The 22,568-nt window shown below is 35.6% G+C and carries 13 protein-coding genes; 8 read left to right on the top strand and 5 right to left on the bottom strand.

Going from position 1 to position 22,568, the window contains the following annotated elements; translation table 11 throughout:
- Nucleotides 1–2: 2 nt before the first annotated feature.
- Entirely contained in the window at nucleotides 3–962 is a 960-nt protein-coding gene (locus tag IRZ99_RS12480; RefSeq protein ID WP_194657571.1) for a YafY family protein, read from the bottom strand.
- A 137-nt stretch (nucleotides 963–1,099) separates the two neighbouring features.
- The gene (locus IRZ99_RS12475; RefSeq protein WP_194657570.1) at nucleotides 1,100–1,714 is read right to left on the bottom strand and encodes an outer membrane beta-barrel protein; all 615 of its coding nucleotides are present in this window, start codon (nucleotides 1,712–1,714) and stop codon (nucleotides 1,100–1,102) included.
- Between the two features lie 416 nt (nucleotides 1,715–2,130).
- On the opposite strand from IRZ99_RS12475, the gene IRZ99_RS12470 reads away from it, so the two are divergent.
- Entirely contained in the window at nucleotides 2,131–2,625 is a 495-nt protein-coding gene (locus IRZ99_RS12470) for a hypothetical protein (RefSeq protein WP_194657569.1), read from the top strand.
- An 89-nt stretch (nucleotides 2,626–2,714) separates the two neighbouring features.
- Here the strand turns inward: IRZ99_RS12470 and lepA are convergent, their stop codons facing one another.
- The 3 genes from lepA to IRZ99_RS12455 all read right to left on the bottom strand — a co-directional run bounded on the left by lepA (nucleotide 2,715) and on the right by IRZ99_RS12455 (nucleotide 6,147).
- Nucleotides 2,715–4,511 carry a translation elongation factor 4 gene (lepA, locus tag IRZ99_RS12465; RefSeq protein ID WP_194657568.1) on the bottom strand — a complete coding sequence of 599 codons (1,797 nt, stop codon included), beginning with the start codon at nucleotides 4,509–4,511 and terminating at the stop codon, nucleotides 2,715–2,717.
- A gap of 164 nt (nucleotides 4,512–4,675) precedes the next feature.
- Complete coding sequence (locus IRZ99_RS12460; RefSeq protein ID WP_194657567.1) at nucleotides 4,676–5,407, bottom strand: NUDIX domain-containing protein; 732 nt, start codon at nucleotides 5,405–5,407, stop codon at nucleotides 4,676–4,678.
- Between the two features lie 23 nt (nucleotides 5,408–5,430).
- Nucleotides 5,431–6,147 carry an NUDIX domain-containing protein gene (locus IRZ99_RS12455; RefSeq protein ID WP_194657566.1) on the bottom strand — a complete coding sequence of 239 codons (717 nt, stop codon included), beginning with the start codon at nucleotides 6,145–6,147 and terminating at the stop codon, nucleotides 5,431–5,433.
- 486 nt (nucleotides 6,148–6,633) lie between these two features.
- Between IRZ99_RS12455 and IRZ99_RS12450 the strand changes: the two genes are divergently transcribed.
- From IRZ99_RS12450 to IRZ99_RS12420, 7 genes are all read left to right on the top strand, one after another.
- On the top strand, nucleotides 6,634–9,765 hold the full coding sequence (locus IRZ99_RS12450) for a TonB-dependent receptor (RefSeq protein WP_194657565.1): 3,132 nt from the start codon (nucleotides 6,634–6,636) through the stop codon (nucleotides 9,763–9,765).
- A gap of 11 nt (nucleotides 9,766–9,776) precedes the next feature.
- Nucleotides 9,777–11,351: a RagB/SusD family nutrient uptake outer membrane protein gene (locus IRZ99_RS12445; RefSeq protein WP_194657564.1), complete on the top strand. Its 1,575-nt coding sequence runs from the start codon at nucleotides 9,777–9,779 to the stop codon at nucleotides 11,349–11,351.
- A gap of 23 nt (nucleotides 11,352–11,374) precedes the next feature.
- Nucleotides 11,375–12,784: a hypothetical protein gene (locus IRZ99_RS12440; RefSeq protein WP_194657563.1), complete on the top strand. Its 1,410-nt coding sequence runs from the start codon at nucleotides 11,375–11,377 to the stop codon at nucleotides 12,782–12,784.
- Between the two features lie 209 nt (nucleotides 12,785–12,993).
- Nucleotides 12,994–15,471, top strand: a complete 2,478-nt coding sequence (locus IRZ99_RS12435; protein WP_194657562.1) for a glycoside hydrolase family 2 TIM barrel-domain containing protein — start codon at nucleotides 12,994–12,996, stop codon at nucleotides 15,469–15,471.
- 21 nt (nucleotides 15,472–15,492) lie between these two features.
- Nucleotides 15,493–17,886 carry an alpha-xylosidase gene (locus IRZ99_RS12430; RefSeq protein WP_194657561.1) on the top strand — a complete coding sequence of 798 codons (2,394 nt, stop codon included), beginning with the start codon at nucleotides 15,493–15,495 and terminating at the stop codon, nucleotides 17,884–17,886.
- 399 nt (nucleotides 17,887–18,285) lie between these two features.
- The gene (locus IRZ99_RS12425) at nucleotides 18,286–20,292 is read left to right on the top strand and encodes a glycoside hydrolase family 97 protein (protein ID WP_194657560.1); all 2,007 of its coding nucleotides are present in this window, start codon (nucleotides 18,286–18,288) and stop codon (nucleotides 20,290–20,292) included.
- A 119-nt stretch (nucleotides 20,293–20,411) separates the two neighbouring features.
- Entirely contained in the window at nucleotides 20,412–22,568 is a 2,157-nt protein-coding gene (locus tag IRZ99_RS12420; protein ID WP_228519079.1) for a glycoside hydrolase family 3 C-terminal domain-containing protein, read from the top strand.

Below are 22,568 nucleotides of genomic sequence, written 5' to 3'. Positions count from 1 at the left end.
TTTTATAAAAGCCTTTGTCGGTTAATTTCTAATAATTCTAAAGCCCGGGTTTTTAATCTTTCGGGTTCCAGGATTTCGGCATAATCTCCAAACATTAAAAACCAGCGCGGAAAGCCACTTTCGATATCGCGAGACATAAAGGTCATTTCGATTTTACCGTCTATTTCTTTTTCTGAAATATAACCATGGTATTTTCGTTCTGTTTCCAGATATCGGGCTATTTTCTTTTCGATCAAAAGTCTGACTTTTATCGTAGGAATGGTTTCTGTTTTAGTTAAATAGGTTTCTAAAGAATCGTGTTCGATTGTAAAATCATGTTCGGTTTTCTGAATTCCCTGAATCCTGTCGGTTCTAAATTGTCGGTAATCTTTTCTCAAATGGCAATATCCCAGAAAATACCAATTGTTATGATCATGAAAAACACCGACAGGCTCGATTTTTCTTTGGGTTGTTTCGTCTTTTTCGACGGTTTTATAAGAAAGTAATATTTGTTTTTTCTCGGCAATACTTTCAAAAAGAACGGCCAAAGTATTAGGAGAATTGTCATTAAACATAGGTTCCGCAGTCTGCATCACCACTTTTGATTCAATATTCGAGAGCCAGTCTTTATCTGTACTTCGCAAAACCGATTTTAATTTAAACATCGCTGATGCATAATGATTTCCTAAAGAAGGATCTGTAAATTTCTGCATTAGTTTTTCTGCTGCAATAAAACTGCTGACTTCTTCGCGCGTAAACATCACGGGAGGCAATCGATAACCATCCATTAAAGCATATCCTACACCAGCTTCACTATAAATAGGAACTCCTGATGCTTCTAAAGTTCGTATATCCCTATAAATAGTCCGTAAACTCACTTCAAAGCGATTGGCCAATTCCTGCGCTTTTACAATTTTTTTGGATTGTAATTGAATGAGGATAGCGACAATTCGGTCAAAACGTTTTGGAGATTCGTCAAGCATTTTTTTGAGGTTCTAGGGTTTTGAGTTGCTGAGGTTCTAAGATTTTATGATTCAAAGATACAAAGGTTCGGATTGAATGAGAATAAAAAAGCTGTCCCAAATTGAGACAGCTTTTCAATATTTTATTAATACAAAATTTAAAATCTATATAAAAGACCAAACTGAGGCTGATCAAAAATATTTTCAAATAAATTAATATTCAATTCAAAAGTGTTTGATGAAGGTCCGTCTTCAGGAGAAACACTATTGTAGGATAAAACATTAGCCAAGGTGAAAGTAACTGCAATGTTTTTGGTAACAAAGTAGTTTAAACCCACTGTAATATCAGCTGTAATACTATTGTCGGTGTCTTCAACGTTTGCAATCTCTGTTTTGTTGCTTCCAAAGCCCAGTCCAGCTTCTGCATATGCTTTAAAACGTTTTTTATCTAGTTCCAAAAAGTAATAACGTGCAAAACCTCCAATCCCAAATACATTCGTTTTAGTGTTAGTTGATTCGAGTTCTGAGCTGGCGTAATTTAATTTTCCTCCTACAGCAAATTTGTCATTTAACAAATAGCCAAATTTTGGGCTAAAGCCGTAATAATCCAGATCTCCACCTGTGCTAATTTTAATTGAGCCTTCAATAAACATATCCCCTTTTTGAAAAGTGATACCTTTCGCTGAATTCATTTCTTCTTCAGCTTCTATTTGTTGCGCATTGGCAAATGAAAAAGTTAATAGTGATGCGATAATTAAAAATCTCGTTTTCATAATATTTAGTTTTAAAGTTGTAAGATTAAAATTATATTTTTTGTGTTAAAATTTATATTAATCTCGATGAAATGCGCTAAAAACTAGATGATTAAATTGCTTTTTCTGTTTTTATAAGTATTTACTTATAGTTTTTGGGTGGATATTTTGAATAGTCTGTAAATACAGACCTTCGCAAAATCTAAAAATAAATTGATCGTTATTGATGAAAATTATTCATACAATTTAGATTGTTAATTTATTTATTTACTATTTTTAATCTTTGCTATAAAGTAATTTAGAAACAGAAACCTACAAATCTGACTCTTATAATTGCTTTAGTACGTTCTTCTGAATTTGCACTTTTACCAAAACATACATTATCGAATGATGTATCTCGCTGAAGATTAATTTTTAAATTTTAAACCCCAAATAAAATGATTAGAAATTACACCTTTGACGAGGCTCATAAGAGATTTGAGCCTCACGATCACAGATGCGCCTACTGCAGACAGGCTGAAATGGAAAATATTAATGATTGTTATTTTTTACCGCTTATTGTGGAGGACGATAAAACTAATATCGTTGTTTACAAATCTGTAGAATATTCCAAAATCTTAATAGGAATACCCAGATGCCAGTCCTGCAAAGAGATTCACTACGATGCAAAAAATAAAGCAATTAGCATTTCGATGGTTTCTGTTATATTATTATTAGGCCTTTTGCTTTATAATTTTGTGAATTTAAACACATTCGTCTTTATGCTGGGACTTTTTACAGTCATCTTCGCAGGTATCTACGGATCAACAAAACTAGCAGAACGATACGTTGCCAATAAAGGAATTTATACGGTACAATACGGAGCCGAAACAAACGAAGTAGTTCGTGATCTCGTGATATCAGGATGGACATTTAATAACTCAATTGCATAAAAACAAAACCCCGATAACGAAGTTATCGGGGTTTTCTATATTCTATATTCTTTGCTCTTGCGTCTTGCCTCTATTTTCTAAAACAAGAATTAGTCGTTCAATTTCAAAACAGCCATAAAAGCTTCTTGCGGAATCTCAACGTTTCCAACTTGTCTCATACGTTTTTTACCTTTTTTCTGTTTTTCAAGCAATTTACGCTTACGCGAAATATCTCCACCATAACATTTTGCGGTAACGTCTTTACGAAGTGCTTTAATCGTTTCACGAGCGATAATTTTAGCTCCAATTGCAGCCTGAATCGGAATGTCAAATTGTTGTCTTGGAATCAACTCACGTAATTTCTCGGTCATTTTTTTACCGATGTTATAAGCGTTGTCTTCGTGAATCAAAGCTGAAAGTGCATCAACCGTTTGTGCATTCAAAAGAACGTCCAGTTTAACTAATTTCGAAGTTCTCATACCAATTGGAGAGTAGTCAAAAGAAGCATAACCTTTAGAAACTGTTTTTAAACGATCGTAAAAATCGAATACAATTTCCGCCAAAGGCATATCAAAATTCAATTCCACTCTTTCTGTAGTCAAATACGTTTGATTGGTAATTTGACCGCGTTTTTCGATACACAAACTCATTACGTTTCCAACGAAGTCAGATTTTGTAATGATAGTTGCTTTAATATAAGGTTCTTCAACTCTGTCTAAACGAGATGGTTCAGGTAAGTCAGAAGGATTGTTTACAACAAAAGCAGTTTCAGGATCTTTTTTGGTGTAAGCCAGATACGAAACGTTAGGAACTGTCGTAATTACAGTCATATCAAACTCACGCTCTAAACGTTCCTGGATAATTTCCATGTGCAACATTCCTAAGAATCCACAACGGAAACCAAATCCTAACGCTGCAGAACTTTCAGGTGTAAAAACTAACGAAGCATCATTCAATTGCAATTTCTCCATAGAAGAACGCAAATCTTCATAATCTTCAGTATCAACAGGGTAAATTCCGGCGAAAACCATTGGTTTTACATCCTCAAAACCTGTAATCATATTTGTTGTAGGTGTTTTGGCGTCTGTCAAAGTATCACCCACTTTTACTTCTTTTGCTTCTTTAATTCCTGATATTAAATAACCAACATCTCCGGTAGAAATAACGCTTTTAGGAACCTGATTCAACTTTAGAGTTCCTACTTCATCAGCAAAATATTCATTGCCTGTAGCCATGAATTTAATTTTTTGCCCTTTACGAATTTCTCCATTCATAACTCTGAAAATTACCTCAATTCCACGAAATGGATTATAATGTGAATCGAAAATCAATGCCTGTAATGGCTCATCCACATTTCCTTTTGGAGCAGGAATTTTTTCGATGATGGCCGCTAAGATATTCTCAACACCAAAACCTGTTTTTCCAGATGCATGAATAATATCTTCTAATTTACATCCTAATAGATCGATAATATCATCACTAACCTCTTCTGGGTTAGCACTTGGTAAATCAACTTTATTCAAAACCGGAATAATTTCCAGGTCATTTTCTAAAGCTAAATATAAATTCGAAATCGTTTGTGCCTGAATACTTTGTGCAGCATCAACAATCAAAAGTGCCCCTTCGCAAGCTGCAATTGATCGTGAAACTTCATATGAAAAGTCAACGTGACCAGGAGTGTCAATTAAATTTAAAATATATTCCTCTCCTTTATAAGTATATTCCATTTGTATGGCGTGACTTTTAATGGTGATTCCACGCTCGCGCTCCAGGTCCATGTTGTCAAGCAATTGTGCTTTTTCTTCACGAGCTGTAACGGTTTGTGTAGCGCCCAATAATCGGTCTGCCAATGTACTTTTACCGTGGTCAATGTGTGCAATAATGCAAAAGTTACGTATCTTCTTCATTTTATTATTTCAATTCTCTTGTGCGAGTTTTAGTAATTTCCGGATATAAATTTGCCCTGTAGCAATTGCGTTAGAGCATGTTATTAAGGCGCAAAGATAGCGCAAAGTTTTGGATTCTGGAATGTAGTTGTCTGATTGTTGGATTCTCTAATTCAAAACAGTCTTTAAAATTCAAAATTAAATCCTTTTTGAGTCAGTTTCTTGTAAATATCAGGATCAAATTTGTACAATTTTGCGGCTCTGTGTGAGACATCCTGTTGTTTTTCATCTAAGGCAACCAATAATTTCATGTGCAGGATTTTTCGGCGGAAATTTGATTTTTCCAATTCAATTCCTAAGATTTCTTCATATAAATGCATCAACTGCAATAAAGTGAATTTTTCAGGTAAAAGATTGAATCCGATGGGCGCCTGACGAACGCGATTTTGAAGTTGTAGTAAACTGAAGTTTAAAATCTCGTTGTGGTCAAATATTAGATTCGGAATTTCATTTATCCTACACCATCTTGCCTCCTTTACAGCTAAGCTGGCTTTAACATCGTAATCTTCCTGATTAACAAGAGTATAATATCCAATAGTTACGATACGACGATCTAAAACCCTTTTAGGATTTGTAAATGCCTTTAGTTGCTCCAGATAAATATTATCAAGAGTCGTAAGTTCATAAAGAATTCTATGTGCGGCATCATCGGCACTTTCTTCTCTGTTCAGCCATCCACCAAGCAATCCCCAGTTTCCTTCGCTTTCTCCACTGGCATGCTGTACCAAAAGTACTTCAAGACTTCCTTTTTTAAAACCAAAAATCACACAGTCAATTGAAATCCCATCAACTGCTGGTGCCGAACTATGTAAAACATTGTCAATTTTAGAAATTTCTTTAGGATGTAATGATTTCATTCTTTGCTTGTATAAGCGTGTTATTAAAATTCAAAATTGAAACCTTTTTCAGTTAGTTTATTATAAATCTGCGGATCAAATTTATATAATTTTGCCGCTCTATGCGAAACATCTTGTTGTTTTTCATCTAAAGCAACCAACAATTTCATATGCAGAATTTTTCTTCGGAAATTTGATTTGTCCATTTCAATCCCTAAAATCTCTTCATATAAGTGCATTAATTGCAGCAGTGTAAATTTTTCCGGCAGTAAATTAAATCCAATTGGTGCCTGACGAACACGGTTGCGGAGATGCTTTAAGCTATAAGAAAGAATTTCGTTGTGATCATAAATTAAATCCGGAATAGCATCAATTTTATACCATTTGGCATCGGCCGCCGTAAAACCGGCTTTAATATTATAGTCTTCTCGTTTTACCAAAGCATAATAACCGATAGTGATAACACGTCGCAGCGGAAAACGATCCGGATCTCCAAAGGCTTTTAGCTGCTCTAAATAAATATTATCAAGGCCCGTAAGTTCATTCAGTAAACGATGTGCTGCATTATCGGTACTTTCTTTTTTATAAATCCACCCTCCGGGAAGACCCCATTTTCCTTTACTGATTCCTTCGCCATGCTGAACTAAAAGAACTTCTAAACTTCCTTTATCAAAACCAAATATGACACAGTCAATCGTGATCGCATTCATTGCGTTCTGTTCACTTTTAATGATTGCGTCGGCAGTTATATTTTTATCCATGTGCGATAGAAATTTCGACAAATTAAACAAATAAAATGCATAAGTGTCTTTGTTAATTACTTAATATTTTTTTAACATAGTAAAAATCTGATATTCAATTGTTTGAAATTCGGATAAAATGGAATTTAAAATTCAGAATTCTTTAAATGATTGATTATCAAAAATCTAATCCAGTATTTTTTTGATATTATTTATTCCATTTAGAACTATAAACTTATCAGATCAGTAAAATTGAATCTTCATAAATCCGAATTAGAAAAAAATAACCTTAATATTTTGCTAATATAGAAAAAAAGTTTTACACTTGTAGTCAAATTTACCATAAGATAAGTTCAAATTGACTATAAGTTTTAAAAGGACAATTTTAGAAGTAAAAAAATCAGTCAGAAATAGGCTATGAAGTAAGATATTTTTGGTTGTCAAACTCAAGAACACTTTAATCTGATATAACTGTAACTAACTTAATTTAACCAACTTTTATTTATTATGAAAAGCAAAAATTGTATTAAAACAACAATGTCCTCGTTTTGTACGGCACTGTTGTTTAGCTTATTTATGATACAGTCGGGCGTTGCACAGGCGCAATCCCGAGCTGTAAGTGGAATTGTGACATCGGGCGTTGACGGAATGGGGATTCCAGGCGCGAGTGTTGCAGTACAAGGAACGAAAATCGGTTCCTCAACCGATTTTGATGGAAAATATAAAATAGAAGCAAAAGCCGGTGATGTGCTGGTATTCTCTTTTATTGGATTTAAAAGCCAAAAAGTAACAGTAGGAACGCAGCAAACTGTTAATGTGAAGTTGGAGGAAGAAACTGCAGAACTTAAAGAAGTAGTAGTTATAGGATATGGCTCGCAAAAGAAAACGCTTGTAACCAATGCTGTAACGCAGGTTAGCGGTGAAAATCTTGCCAAAACAAATACTACAAATGCACTTCAGGCACTTCAGGGACAGGCAGCCGGACTTCAGATTACTTCTACTTCAGGACAACCGGGAGAAGGTTTGAATGTGGTTATCAGAGGTGCTGGTTCGATTGGAGGCAGCAGTCCGCTTTATGTTGTTGACGGGATATTGACAGGTGATATTTCTTATTTGAGCAATTCAGACATTGAATCGATTTCTGTTTTAAAAGATGCGGCTTCAGCTGCGATCTATGGTTCACAAGCTTCAAACGGAGTTATTTTAGTGACAACAAAAAAGGGCAAGAAAGGTGCTGCAGGACAAATTACATTTGATCAATACTATGGAGTACAGTCTGTTGCAAGAAAAGTAGATTTGCTTGATGCAACTGAATATGGTATCATTTTAAATGAAGCTGCAGTAAATTCAGGTAAATCTCCCTATTTTACAAATGATCAAATTGCAGCATTAGGATCAGGAACAAACTGGATGGATAAAATGTTTACTGATAATGCAGCTACTAAAAACTTCGCTTTTGGAGCATCAGGTGGTTCAGATACTTCTGTTTACTCGACTTCATTGTCTTATTTAGGACAAGAAGGAATTGTTGGAGGAAAAGATTTGTCGAATTATGACCGTTATAATTTCAGATTCAATTCAGAACATAAATTGTATAAAGATGTCGTTACTATAGGAGAAAATTTAAGTTTTGCCTACATCGACAAAAACGGAATTGGTGTTGGAAATCAATACAGCAACTCTTTGAGAAGTGCATTTCAGGTAACACCATTATTGCCAATGTATGATGCAAACGGTAATTTTTACGATACTACCAGTAACAATGAGCCTTGGTTAACGGGTGTAGCAAATCCTTATGCTTTGATGACTTACAATAATCAAAATGAAAGTAACAATCAAAAATTATTAGGAAATGTTTATCTGCAGATTCAACCGATAAAAAACCTGACACTTAGAACAACTTTGGGTCTTGATTATAATGTTAGCGAAGGGCATTCTTACTCTCCGGTATATCAATTGTCAATTTATGCGAATAGTGCTTTTGACAGAGTTAATCAAAACATGTTTAAAAGTAAAAGTATCAACTGGGATAATTTACTAACGTATAAATTTAATGTGGCTGATAATCATCATTTTGAAGCTATGGCTGGTACTTCTTATATTAAATACGATCAAAGTTCTATAGAAGCAGCCAATGCAGATTCTGTTTTTAATGATTTAGAGCACGCCTGGATCGATAATACTACAAATAAGGATGGTGCAAGAATGTCAATGAAAGGAAGTAAGTTTGAGAATATATTAATGTCTTACTTTGGAAGATTAAATTATAACTACAAAGAGACTTATTTATTAAATGCTACGCTTAGAGCAGACGGTTCTTCAAAATTTGCTCCGGGAAATCAATGGGGTTACTTTCCATCTGTATCTGGTGGTTGGGTAGTTTCAAACGAAGAGTTTTTAAGAGATTCAAAAGCACTAAACTTCTTTAAATTAAGAGCAAGTTGGGGTCAGGTAGGAAATCAAAGTATTCGTTCTTTCCAATATTTAGCGCTTGTAAAATCAAATACTACTAACTATAGTTTTGGTGATGAAGAAGGAGTTTTAACACCAGGAAGTTACCTTCAAAACATAGCAAATCCTAGTTTGAAATGGGAAACTTCAGAACAAATTGACCTTGGTTTTGATGCCAGATTTTTAGACAATGCGTTAAGTGTAAATTTTGATGTCTACAAAAAAACAAACAAAGACTGGTTAATTTTAGCTCCAATCCTGGCAACTGCAGGTGCTGATGCTCCATTTATTAATGGTGGTGATGTGGTGAACAAAGGGGTAGAGTTAAGCTTAAATTACCAAAATAAAATTGGAGATTTTAATTATACCATTAGTGCAAACGGTGCTTATAATAAAAATGAAGTGGGTAAAATTCCTAATGCAGATGGAATCATCCACGGTTTAAGCAATGAGCTTTATGATAATGCCGGTGAATTCTACAGAGCGCAAAACGGATTCCCATTAGGTTATTTCTGGGGATATAAAACAGGAGGAGTTTTTCAAAATCAGGAACAAATCAATAATTATAAATCAGCTAACGGTGTAGTGTTGCAGCCAACTGCAGCTCCGGGTGATCTTATTTATCAAAATGTTAATGGAGATGATAAAATAGATGCATCTGATAAAACAAGTATTGGAAATCCAAATCCTGATTTTACTTTTGGTTTATCAATCTCAGCTAGTTACAAAGCTTTTGATTTCTCAGCTATGGGTAATGGTGTTGCCGGAAACCAAATCGTACAATCTTACAGAAACCAATCAGGTGCTTACGGAAATTATACTTCTGCAATATTAGACCGTTGGCATGGAGAAGGTTCTTCAAACACAACACCGAGAGTAACAGAAGACAACAGAAACTTTACTCAATTTTCTGACTTATATGTTCAGGATGGAGATTTCTTCAGAATCAGTACTATTACATTAGGATTTGATTTAGCAAAAATGAAACAATCAAAACCATTTTTTGCAAGCCAGTTTAGAATGTATTTCTCGGTCTTAAATCTTTACACTTTTACAAAATATGATGGTATGGATCCTGAAATTGGATTTGGTTCTTCAAATAATGACCAAAAATTTTCATCAGGTGTTGACGTAGGGTATTACCCAAGACCAAGAACATTCATGTTGGGATTAAATGTTAAACTTTAATAAATAAAAAAATGAAAAATACATATTTATATATTTTCTGTTTTAGCTTATTGTCTCTGGGTTCTTGCAGTTTAGAAACAGAGCCTTTAACACAACAAACAGATACAAATTTTTACAAAACTAAAGATGATGCTTATGCTGCTTTAGTAGGATGTTATGATGGTATGCAAGTTGCAACTGGTGCTTCTGGTTTGGGAGTTCCTGTAATTAGTGAGGTAATGTCAGACGATTGTTTTGGCGGAACTGGTGCCTCAGATGGTTACAACTACGCAGCTATAGATGAATTTGATATCACGCGTTCTCCTTCAGATGTAGACTTGTTAAACAATAACTGGATAGCGTATTATAAAGCGCTTTATCGTTGCAATGTTCTTCTAACTAAAATGGATCAGATTGAATGGGATGGAGACACTGCATTGAGAAATACTTACGAGTCTGAAACCAGATTTATCAGAGCTTATCTTTATTTTGAAATGGTACGTTTATGGGGAAATATTCCTTTACTAACAGCGCCTTCAACGGATAATATTCCACAGGCAAATCCGGACGAAGTTTATAAAGTGATCGCACAAGATTTGGTTTTTGCTTCAGACAATTTACCTTCAGTAGCCTACAATGCTACAACAAGCGGACGTATTACTAAATGGGCAGCAAAATCATTACTAGGACGTGTCTATTTATACTATACAGGTTATTATGGAAAAGCTGATTTAGCTGGAGTAGTTACAAAAGCTCAGGCTTTAGGTCATTTAGAAAATGTTATTGCAAATAGCGGACATGGTTTATTGGCTGATTTCTCAACGCTTTGGCCAGCAGCTTCTGTTGACAAATATGCAGGTGAAAGCAATAAGGAAAACGTGTTTGCTATAAAATATACTTTTACAAGTGATTATAACGGAAATACAGATGGTAACCATTGGTTAGTAATGTTTGGAATGAGAGAATACTCTTCTTACCCTTACGGACGTGGTTGGGGAGTTACAGTAAATTCTAAATTATGGGATGCTTACAATGCCAATGATACAAGACGTGTTTCAACTATGATTGGAATTGAAGAAGAAGATATTGATTTTGATAAAATAAACAGCCAAAGAGAATACACGGGTTACTACAACAAAAAATATGCTCCAATGGTAGACAAAGATGGAAAAGATCTTCCGTTAACTATGGGTAGCCAGTTTTGGGATATTAGTCAATTTCAGGATTATGTGGTGTTGAGATATGCTGACGTATTGTTAATGGCAGCCGAATTAGGAAGCGGAAATGCTCAGGCTTATTTTGATGAAGTAAGAAAAAGAGCTTACAAAGAGAGTTTTTCAACTTTACCTGTTACTGCTGAAAATATTTTGAAAGAAAGACATTTAGAGTTTGCACTTGAAGGTGTTAGATATTGGGATTTATTACGTCAGGGAATTGGAACAGCTTCTTCGACTATTGCTGAAACTACTACTTTACTAAGTGGTGGAGTTGCCGGAACAAAAACAATTACGGCAGCTAAAATTCAGGCAACAAAAGGATTACAGCAAATTCCAAATACTCAGATTACATTGTCAAATGGAGTATTAAAACAAAATGCCGGTTGGTAATTTTAATTAAAAAATATAAGAAAATGAAAAATATTAAATTATTAATGACGTCATTTTTGATGTTGGTAATGCTACTATCATCTTGTTCTCCTGAAACTTATTCTTTGGATGGTCAGATGAACAAATCAGATATTAAATTTGAAATTACTCAGGATTTTGTAGCAGATCCGGGTGGAAATACTGTCATAATGAAAAACACAACCCCAGGAGTTATTCTAACCTGGGATTATGTGACGGGAAAATCAGATAAGGCTACTGAAACGGTTAAATATGCTTTTAAAGGAAATTATACTATAAAAATTACAGCAGTAACCGGTGGTGGTATTGTTGAATTAGATCCTGTGACAATCACTGTTACTAAAGATAATTTAAACTATGTAAACGATCCTCTGTGGAATTTACTTTCAGGTGGAGTAGGGAAATCAAAAACATGGTATTTAGATTTAAATGCTGATGGGGTTTCAAAATATTTTATGGGACCTATGTTCTTTTATGGTACTGATAACGCATGGTTAGAAGGTGGTGATAATGGATGTTATGGCGCAGATTGTTGGAATTGGAGTCCGGAATGGAAAGGAAATACGTGGATTGCAGCTCAAGGCGACTACGGAAGTATGACTTTCAGTTTAGATGGTGGTCCATTTTTAACAACTGACCATAAAATGATACCAAGTTATGGTCAGGAATCAGGGACATATTATTTAGATGCTGATGCAAAGATGTTAACTACATCGGGTGCTACTATTTTACATACTAATGAATATGAAAACTGTGTGGCCGATTGGAGAACGATGAAAATTATGTCTATCACTGAAAATACATTACAAGTTGGTGTTTTAAGAAAAGGTAGTTGTGATGGTGCAGCAACATTGGTTTATAACTTTATATCAAAACAATATAGTGATAATTGGGTACCAGCAGTTGTTGCAGATCCAAATCCGGCTATTGATTTAAATGGAGGAACAGTAGATGATTTATTATCAACTACAACTACAACCACTAAAACTTGGAGTTTAAGCAAAGACACTCCTTTTAACTGGACCGATTTGAACGGTGCATTTTTAAACAATTGGAATTCAGTTGCTGATTACGAAGCTGCAGGTTGGACAGGATATGTTGCTAGTGATCAAACAAACGTTGTTAAAAACAAAATTAGTTTCTCAAACGATGGTAAAGTATCAACTGTGGATAGCAATGGTGTAACAAAATCAGGTACTTATGCTACTGAAGCAGGTACTAACATTATTACATTTAGTGGTATTTCACCAACATTCCCGATTGGAAGTTCTTGGGCATCAGTTTCTACGACAGCAGAAAACCAATGGAAAATTGTGAAAACTGCAAAAACAGGAAATGTTGTTACTGATATTTGGTTTGGAAAAAGAGATCCAAGTAAGAGCGAATATATGGTTTTCCATTTTGTCTTAAATTAAAGATGAATTAATAGTAATACATTTTGGTTTTTAAACGGGCATCAGCTATCAAAAGTTAGGACTCATACCCAACTTTTGATAGCAATCCCTACAATATTTAGGAGCTGTTTAATAAAAGAAAATGTGCAACTAAAGTATAATGTATCGATAGGTGGTGTATTTTAAACACTTATTGATACATTTATATACTTTAAACCATTTAAGAAATAATGAAAAATTCAAACCTTTTTAAAACACTTATTATTTTTTCGCTTTTTGCACTTTTAAGTTGCAGTAAAGGGAATAATGATGTTTTTACTTCCAGAAAAATTTCTTTTAATACTAATTGGAGTTTTCATCTCAATGATAGTATCATTGATAAAGACACCATTGGATCTTCAACAAAATGGAGAACTTTAAATGTTCCTCATGATTGGAGCATCGAAGGAAAATTTGATGAAAAAAGTCCGGCAGGTTATGGCGGAGGAGCTTTAAACGGAGGTTTAGGATGGTACAAAAAAACATTCAAAGTTGCCGTTGAAGATAGTAGCAAAGTAACTTCAATCCTTTTTGATGGGGTTTACAAAGACAGTGAAGTCTGGGTAAACGGACATTATTTAGGAAAACGTCCAAACGGATATATTGGCTTTCAATACAATATGTCGCCGTATTTAAATTATGGAGACAAAAACAATGAAATAATTGTTAAGGTTGACAATTCAAAACAACCCAATTCACGTTGGTATTCGGGTTCAGGAATTTTTAGAAACGTCTGGATCGAAACTACCGATAAACTTCATGTTGGTCAATGGGGAACTTATGTTACCACTCCAAAAGTTACTGCCGAAAAAGCCTCGGTAAATTTTGAAACTACCATTCAGAATCAAAATTCGGCTTCAAAAAAAGCAACAGTAACCACTACTATTTTTAAAGAAGATACTAAAGTAACATCAGTTACTCAAAATATAACGATTGGTGCAAATACGAATCAAACCATCAAACAAGCAGCAGAAGTTCAAACTCCAATTTTGTGGTCAGTTGAAAAACCGGAATTATATACCGCAGTTACTGAAATTTCAGTTGATGATAAAATTGTAGATCAATACAAAACCAATTTCGGAATCAGAGATTTCAAATTTGATTTGAAGAAAGGATTTATTTTAAACGGAAAACAGGTTAAAATTAAAGGAGTTTGTATGCATCATGATTTAGGACCTTTAGGTGCTGCAATCAATACACGCGCTATCGAACGTCAGTTAGAAATTCTGAAAGAAATGGGTGTTAATGGAATCAGGACATCTCATAACCCTCCGGCTCCGGAACTTTTGGATCTTTGTGATAAAATGGGTTTCATTGTTATGGATGAGGCTTTTGATATGTGGAAACAAACCAAAACCAAATACGATTACGGAAATGACTGGGACAAATGGCACAAGAAAGATTTAATTGATCAATTGCTTCGCGACCGTAATCACCCAAGTATTTTTGTTTGGAGTATCGGAAATGAAATTCCGGAACAATGGAATGAAAACGGTGTTGCAATTGCAAAAGAATTAGCAGCGATTACACGTCAGTACGATAAAACGCGTCCGTTGACTGCAGCAATGAATCCGCCGGTAAACATGAATATTGATGACGTAACATTACAATTCGAAAAAAGCAATGTGCAAATTAATCCACTTGCCGCATCTGGAGTTTTAGATCTTATTGGATACAATTATGCGCATCAGACTTACGAACACCATCAAAAAAACTTTCCTAATACACCTTTCATTGCAACCGAAACTACTTCTGGTTTACAAACCCGAGGATATTATGATGCTGTTTCAGACACCATTAAAAAATGGCCGGTAAGATGGGATCTTAAATTTACAGAAGGAAATCCGGACAATACTGTTTCAGCTTACGATCAGGTGCAGACACCTTGGGGTTCTACACATGAGGCAACCTGGAAAGTAATTAAAAAATACGATTTTCTTTCCGGAATGTATATCTGGACAGGTTTTGATTATATCGGAGAACCAACTCCTTATGAATGGCCGTCAATTAGTTCGTATTTTGGAATCGTAGATTTAGCCGGTTTCCCAAAAGACGTTTATTATATGTACCAAAGCGAATGGACAGACAAAACCGTGCTGCATATTTTCCCACATTGGAACTGGAAAGCAGGACAAACTGTTGATGTTTGGGCCTACTATAATAAAGCGGATGAGGTTGAGCTTTTCTTAAACGGAAAATCTGTCGGAATCAGAAGCAAAAAAGGAGATGATCTTCATGTAATGTGGAGAATTCCTTTCCAGGCCGGAACCTTAAAAGCGGTTTCTCGTAAAAACGGGAAAACAGTTTTAGAAACCGAAATCAAAACAGCAGGAAATCCAACCAATTTAAAATTAACGGCAGACAGAGAGAATATAAAGGCAGACGGAAATGATTTATCATTTGTAACCGTTGATATTTTGGATGCAAAAGGTGTTTTGGCTCCAAATGCGAATAACGAAATCAATTTCTCTTTAAAAGGAAACGGAAAAATAGTGGGCGTTTGCAGTGGAGATCCGGTAAGTCACGAACCGTACAAAGGATCTAAACATACAGCTTTAAATGGAAAATGTTTAGTAATTGTTCAGTCTACTAATAAAACAGGAAGATTAGAATTAACCGCTAAAGCGAATGGATTAAAACCCGCAACAATTGTAATTACAGCAGAATAAAATAATAGTAAAAGATACACGATGAAAAAAATACAAATAGCTTCTTTATCTCTTTTCCTGGGATTGTTATTGACGCCAAAAGTCTCGGCACAAATTCAGAACGCAGATGTTTTGAACGCTCCAATAGATATCAGTAAAGATTTTCAGAATTACCTGAATACTTTTTATTTTGCTGATGAATTAACTGGTTTTGATCCCGCAACCGGAAAGGGAACTATAAAATATTTGAGATACAATTACAAAACACGTCAGGCTTTCAACAACATGATGATGAAACCTGATGTGGAGAAACCAAACGAATTCCCAACAACGGAATATGAAGTTTCACCTGAATTGCCTTTCCAGATTCAGTTTGTTTCAGACAGAACCATCCGAATCAAAACAACTTCAGGGCCGCAATTTCATCCGGAAAAAGAATCTTTGATGTTGATTAATGGCGTTGCGCCAAATCACCCTGAATTATGGAAATATTTTAAAATTGAAGGTGGTCACAGTTATACAAGTGAACACGGAAGAGTTGAAATTTTGACAAAACCGTGGCACGTAAAAATCTATGATGAAAACGGAAAATTACTAACCAGTACACTTCACGATACAGATTTCAAAAACACTTATACACCAACACTTCCATTTTCTTATGTGCGCAGAAACAGCGATTACTCAAGAAGTATGGGCGCTGCTTTTAGCTTAGAACCAGATGAAAAAATATTTGGTTGTGGAGAATCTTTCACACAATTCAACAAACGCGGACAAAAAGTAGTTTTATGGACGGATGATGCTAACGGAATCCAAAATGAAACGATGTACAAACCGGTTCCGTTTTACATGAGTAGCCGTGGATACGGAGTTTTCATGCACCATTCAACACCAATTACGGTTGATTTTGGAAGATACTTTGGAAGTGCCAATGAAATGTACATTGGAGATGACGAAGCCGATTTGTTTTTCTTTATCGGAGAACCAAAAGACATTTTAGATCAATATACAGATTTGACTGGAAAAGCAGCAATGCCACCACTTTGGTCTTTCGGATTTTGGATGAGTAGAATCACTTATTTTACTGAAAAAGAAGGAAGAGAAGTAGCCAAAGATTTACGTAAATATAAGATTCCAACAGATGTAATTCATTTTGATACAGGTTGGTTTGATGTAGACTGGAGAAACAACTACGAGTTTGCAAAAGCGCGTTTCCCGGATGCTCAAAAAATGATGTCGGATCTAAAAGACGATGGTTTTCATGTTTGTTTATGGCAGTTGCCGTATTTCACGCCAAAGAATACGTTGTTCAATGAAATCATGGATAAAAATTTAGCAGTAAGAGACCGTAAAGGAAACCTTCCTTACGAAGATGCTGTATTAGATTTTTCAAACCCGGAAACCGTTACCTGGTATCAAGCAAAATTGAAGAAATTATTTGATCAGGGCGTTTCTGTTTTCAAAGTTGATTTTGGAGAAGCTGCTCCGCCAGACGGAATTTACCATTCAGGAAGAACTGGTTTTTACGAACATAATTTATATCCTTTAAGATACAATAAGGCTGTAGCCGAAATTACGCAGAAAGAAAAAGGTTACACTTTAATCTGGGCGAGAAGTACATGGGCAGGATCTCAGCGTTACCCACTACATTGGGGTGGAGATGCCGAAACTTCAAATGGAGCTATGTCGGCTGAATTAAGAGGCGGACTATCCTTAGGATTAAGCGGATTCAGTTTCTGGAGTCATGATGTGGGTGGATTTGCAACAAAATCGCCTGAGAATTTATACAGAAGATGGGCACCATTCGGAATGTTTACTTCTCACGTAAGAAGCCACGGAGAACCTCCGCGCGAACCTTGGTTATACAGCAAAGATTTCTTAGAAGGATTTAGAAAAGCAGATAATATGCGTTACGAATTGATGCCATACATCTACGCTCAGGCAAAAGAAAGTTCTCAAAAAGGTTTACCAATGATGCGCGCTTTATTTGTAGAATATCCAAATGATCCGGGAGCCTGGTTAGTTGATAACGAGTATTTATTCGGATCAAGTATGTTGGTTGCGCCACTTTTTGAAGAAGTGACAGAAAGAGACGTTTATCTTCCGGAAGGAACATGGATTGATTATCAAACTAAAAAAGTTTACCAATCAGGCTGGCATAAAATCAAAGCGGGCGAAGTGCCAATTATAGTTTTAGTGAAAGACGGAACTGCCTTGCCTCATATCGCTTTGGCACAATCCACAAAAGACATGGACTGGAGCAAATTAACGCTGAAAGTATATGCAAGTGATAAAACAACTTCGGCGACAGCCAAAGTATTTTTACCGGAGGGAGATGCTGTACAAGAAATTAAAGTAAGCAAAAACGGAAACAATTTTGACGTAAATGCAAACCCATTAAACGGAAAAACCACTTTCAAAACAGAGTGGGTTAAATAAATCATTTGTTTTATCCCATAGGGATTTAATGTCGGTAGCAATATAATTATTGTCGTAATTTTTCCCGTTAGGGAATACACAAAATAAGAACATGTAGTCCCTGACGGGACATTAAAACCGGGTTTCTGTTTTTCTACCAACATTAAATCCCTACGGGATAAAAAAGTATAAAATGATTAAAGGTTGAGAATTAAAAATTAGAAATCTGCCAGATCTGTTAAATCTGCGTGAGAAAAAAATTAAAAATCATTTCGAATCTTTTATCCCGATAGCTATCGGGAGTGGCAAAAAAAAACATCCCCAAAAGGATAAAAAATAAGTTAGTTTAAGTTGAGTCTTTTTAAATCGGATGCAGTTACATCGGCATCCGATTTATAAAAGACGAATTAAGAAAAAATCATGAAAAAAAATCTAGTTCTTTCCGCCGTATTGCTTTCCATTACGATTGGATACAGTCAGAAAAATAAAAATGCTTACGAATTGGCTTCGCCGAACGGGCAGAATAAAATCAAATTCGAGCTGGTAAAAAATGCTCCAAAATATGCTGTTTCACACGGTAAGACCGAAGTGATTACACCATCAGATATGGGATTTTTATTGAAAGGAAATGAAAATTTAAGTTCTGACTTCGAAATCAAAAATGTAAAAAATACTTCATTTGATGAAACCTGGGAACAGGTTTGGGGAGAAAAGAAAAACATCAGAAACCATTACAATCAGCTTTCAGTTGAATTACAGCAAAAAAGCGGAAACAAGCGCAAATTAGAAATTCAGTTTCGTGCGTTTGATGACGGAATCGCTTTTAGATATGTCTATCCAAAACAAAATGTAAAAGACAGTATTTTCATTATGGATGAAAAAACGACTTTTAATTTGAAAGAAGATGGAAAAGCGTGGTGGATTCCGGCAAACAGAGAAAACCGCGATGAATATCTTTTTAAAGATGCTCCGGTAAGTACTTTAGATACGGTTTTGACACCACTTACAATTGAAAGTAAAAGCGGACTGGCCTTGAGTTTTCACGAAGCCAATTTGGTAGATTTTGCCAGTATGACTTTGGTTAATACAACCGGAACACAATTGAAATCAGATTTAGTGCCTTGGGCAGATGGTGTAAAAGTTCGTGTAAAAGATACCTTTACCTCTTCCTGGAGAACACTGCAAATTGGAGAAACTCCGGGAGATTTAATTACTTCTTATTTGATTTTAAATCTTAACGAACCAAACAAATTAAAAAATACAGCAAGTTATTTCCAACCCTACAAATACTTCGGAATCTGGTGGGGAATGCACATCGGAAAATATACTTTTTGGGAAAGCGACAAACAAGGAGCAACAACCAAACACGCTGAAGAATATATTGATTTTACAGCCAAAGAAGGATTTCATCATTTATTGATTGAAGGATGGAATAAAGGCTGGACACCAGCTTGGTATGAAAACCACATGCATATGTTCAGTTTCACAAAAAGCGCCGACAATTTCGACTTAGAAAAAGTGGTGGAATACGGAAACAAAAAAGGCGTAGCTCTTATTGGTTACCATGAAACGGGTTCAAACCTAATTAACTATTTAAAAGAAGTAGACGAAGGTTTTGCATTGTACAAGAAATTAGGAATGCATTCGGTTAAAATTGGTCACGTAGGTTCTAAATTGAACATGAAAGAAAATCATTTCGGACAATTTGGAGTAAATTATTTCAGATATATTTTAGAAAAAGCAGCGCAATATGATTTAGCTGTTTTATACCACGAATCGATAAAAGATACCGGAGAAAGAAGAACTTTTCCGAACATGGTTTCAAGGGAAGCGGCAAGAGGTCAGGAATACAACGCCTGGAGCGAAGGAAATCCACCGAATCACTTAACGATTATTCCTTTTACCAGATTACTTTCAGGTCCAATGGATTTTACACCGGGAATTTTTGATGTTGAGGTAAAACAAGGTTTCCCTGGAAAAAGAGTACACGGAACTGCAGCACAACAATTGGCATTGTATGTAACGATTTATGCACCAATCCAAATGATGGCCGATCTTCCTGAAAACTACGAAGGAAAACCAGCTTTGCAATTCTTAAAAGATGTTCCGACAGACTGGGAAGATACTAAAGTGTTGGAAGGAAAAATTGGAGAATACATTACTACAGCACGTAAAGACAGAAACAGTGCCGATTGGTATTTAGGAACTATTACAAATGAAAAAGCAAGAGATGTAAATGTTGCTTTATCATTTTTAGATCCAACAGCAACGTACGAAGCGCAAATTTATGCTGATGCAGAAGGAACGGATGAAACACACAATCCGGCTGAAATTGCAATTTCTAAGAAAACGGTTAAAGCTTCAGATGTATTAAAATTGCATTTAGGCGGTGCTGGTGGAACAGCAATTAGATTCAAAAAACTATAATTAATTTGATATCCTAACAGGTTTTCAAAACCTGTTAGGTATTTTTTACACCCTTATTAAATTTTCAAAAAAATATAATAAAAATTTCAACCCAAGGTTTAATAGCCACGATTTTTTAAATGAAAAACCTTTCGCTACATATCGTTTTTCTTTTGTCGGTCAATTTGATGTTGTCGCAGCAAAAACAATATCCTTTTCAGGATTCTAAATTAGATACTGAAAAGCGTATTGATAATTTGCTGTCATTGTTGACGCTCGATGAAAAAATTCAGGCTTTGAGCACAAATCCGTCTATAAAAAGATTAGGGGTTGTAGGGACAGGTCATGTAGAAGGATTGCATGGTTTGGCCTTGGGCGGACCGGCAGAATGGGGCGGAAAAAATAAACAGCCTATAACAACAACAACTTTTCCTCAGGCTTATGGTTTGGGAGAAACGTGGGATGTCGATCTACTTCAGAAAGTGGCCAATGTTGAAGGTTACGAAACTCGATATGCTTTTCAGAAATACCATCGCGGCGGATTAGTCGTTCGTGCTCCAAATGCTGATATCGCAAGAGATCCGCGTTGGGGACGTACCGAAGAAAGTTATGGCGAAGATGCTTTTTTTAATGGAAAAATGACAGTTGCTTTCGTAAAAGGATTGCAGGGAAACAATTCTAAGTATTGGCAGACGGCTTCTTTAATGAAACACTTTTTAGCCAACAGCAATGAAGACGGGAGAACCTATACGTCATCTGATTTTGATGAAAGATTATGGAGAGAATATTATGCCCTGCCTTTTCAAATGGGAGTTGTTGAAGGCGGTTCGCGAGCTTACATGGCGGCCTATAATAAAGTAAACGGAATTCCGGCAATGGTTCACCCAATGCTGAAAAACATTACCCAAAAAGAATGGGGGCAAAATGGAATAATTTGCACCGATGGAGGCGCATTCAAATTATTGCTTTCAGATCATAAATATTATGCTGATAAATATCTGGGAGCTGCTGCCGCTATAAAAGCCGGAATCAATCAGTTTTTAGATGAATATACAGAAGGTGTTTATGGTGCTCTTTCGCATGGTTATTTAAAAGAAAAAGATATTGATGCTGTTATTCGAGGGAATTACAGAGTTATGATTCAGCTAGGAATGTTAGATGTTACGGGTGAAAACCCGTATGCCAAAATCGGAACAGGAAGAGACACCATTGATCCGTGGAAAACTGAGGCGCATAAAAAAATCGCTTTAGAAGCCACCCAAAAATCTATTGTTTTGCTTAAAAACGATTCGAATCTATTGCCTTTACAAAAAGACAAATTAAAAACAATTGCGATAATCGGGAATCGCGCTGATGAAGTGCTTCTCGATTGGTACAGCGGAACACCTCCCTATACCATTACACCTTTAGAGGGAATAAAAAATAAACTAGGCAACAATGTTGAAATTCTGGTTGCGAAAAATAATATAGACGGCAAAGCGGTTGAAATAGCCAAAAAAGCAGATGCAGTAATTGTTATAGTTGGTAATCATCCGGTTTGTAATGCGGGCTGGGCAAATTGTCCGGTTCCAAGTGAAGGAAAAGAAGCTGTCGATCGTCAATCGCTGACTTTAGAGCAGGAAGATTTGATCAAAGTAGTATATCAGGCCAATCCGAAAACGGTAGTCGCTCTGATTAGCAGTTTTCCTTATGCCATCAACTGGACACAGGAACATGTTCCGGCAATTGTTCACATGACACAAAACAGTCAGGAAACAGGAAGCGCTTTGGCTGATGTTTTATTTGGAGACTATAATCCGGCTGGACGTTTAACGCAAACTTGGGTAAAGGACATTACAGATCTACCAGATTTATTGGATTACAATATCCGAAACGGCAGAACCTATATGTATTTTAAAGGAAAACCTTTATATGCTTTTGGACATGGCTTAAGTTATACCAGTTTTAAATACAATTCAATTGAAGCGAGCTCGGAAACTATTTCAAAAAATGTTGAAATAAAAATTACAGTTTCTGTTACGAATACAGGAAGCAGAGACGGAGACGAGGTAATTCAGTTATATGTAAAACAATTACAGTCAAAAGTGGAACGTCCTGAAAAAGAATTGAAGGCATTTCAGCGGATTTTCTTTAAAGCCGGAGAAAAGAAGAATGTTGTATTGACTTTAAAAGCAAAGGATTTAGAATATTGGAATACAGCAAAACAACAATTTGAACTGGAAAACAATACTATTGAAATTCAGGTAGGAAGTGCTTCAGATGTTATTCTGCTTAATAAAAAAATAATCGTGAAATAA

It is taken from the genome of Flavobacterium sp. LC2016-12 (genome assembly GCF_015351595.1).
GTDB lineage: Bacteria > Bacteroidota > Bacteroidia > Flavobacteriales > Flavobacteriaceae > Flavobacterium.
Note: the sequence above shows the minus strand (reverse complement) of the source record. Positions and strands in the feature narration are given on the sequence as shown.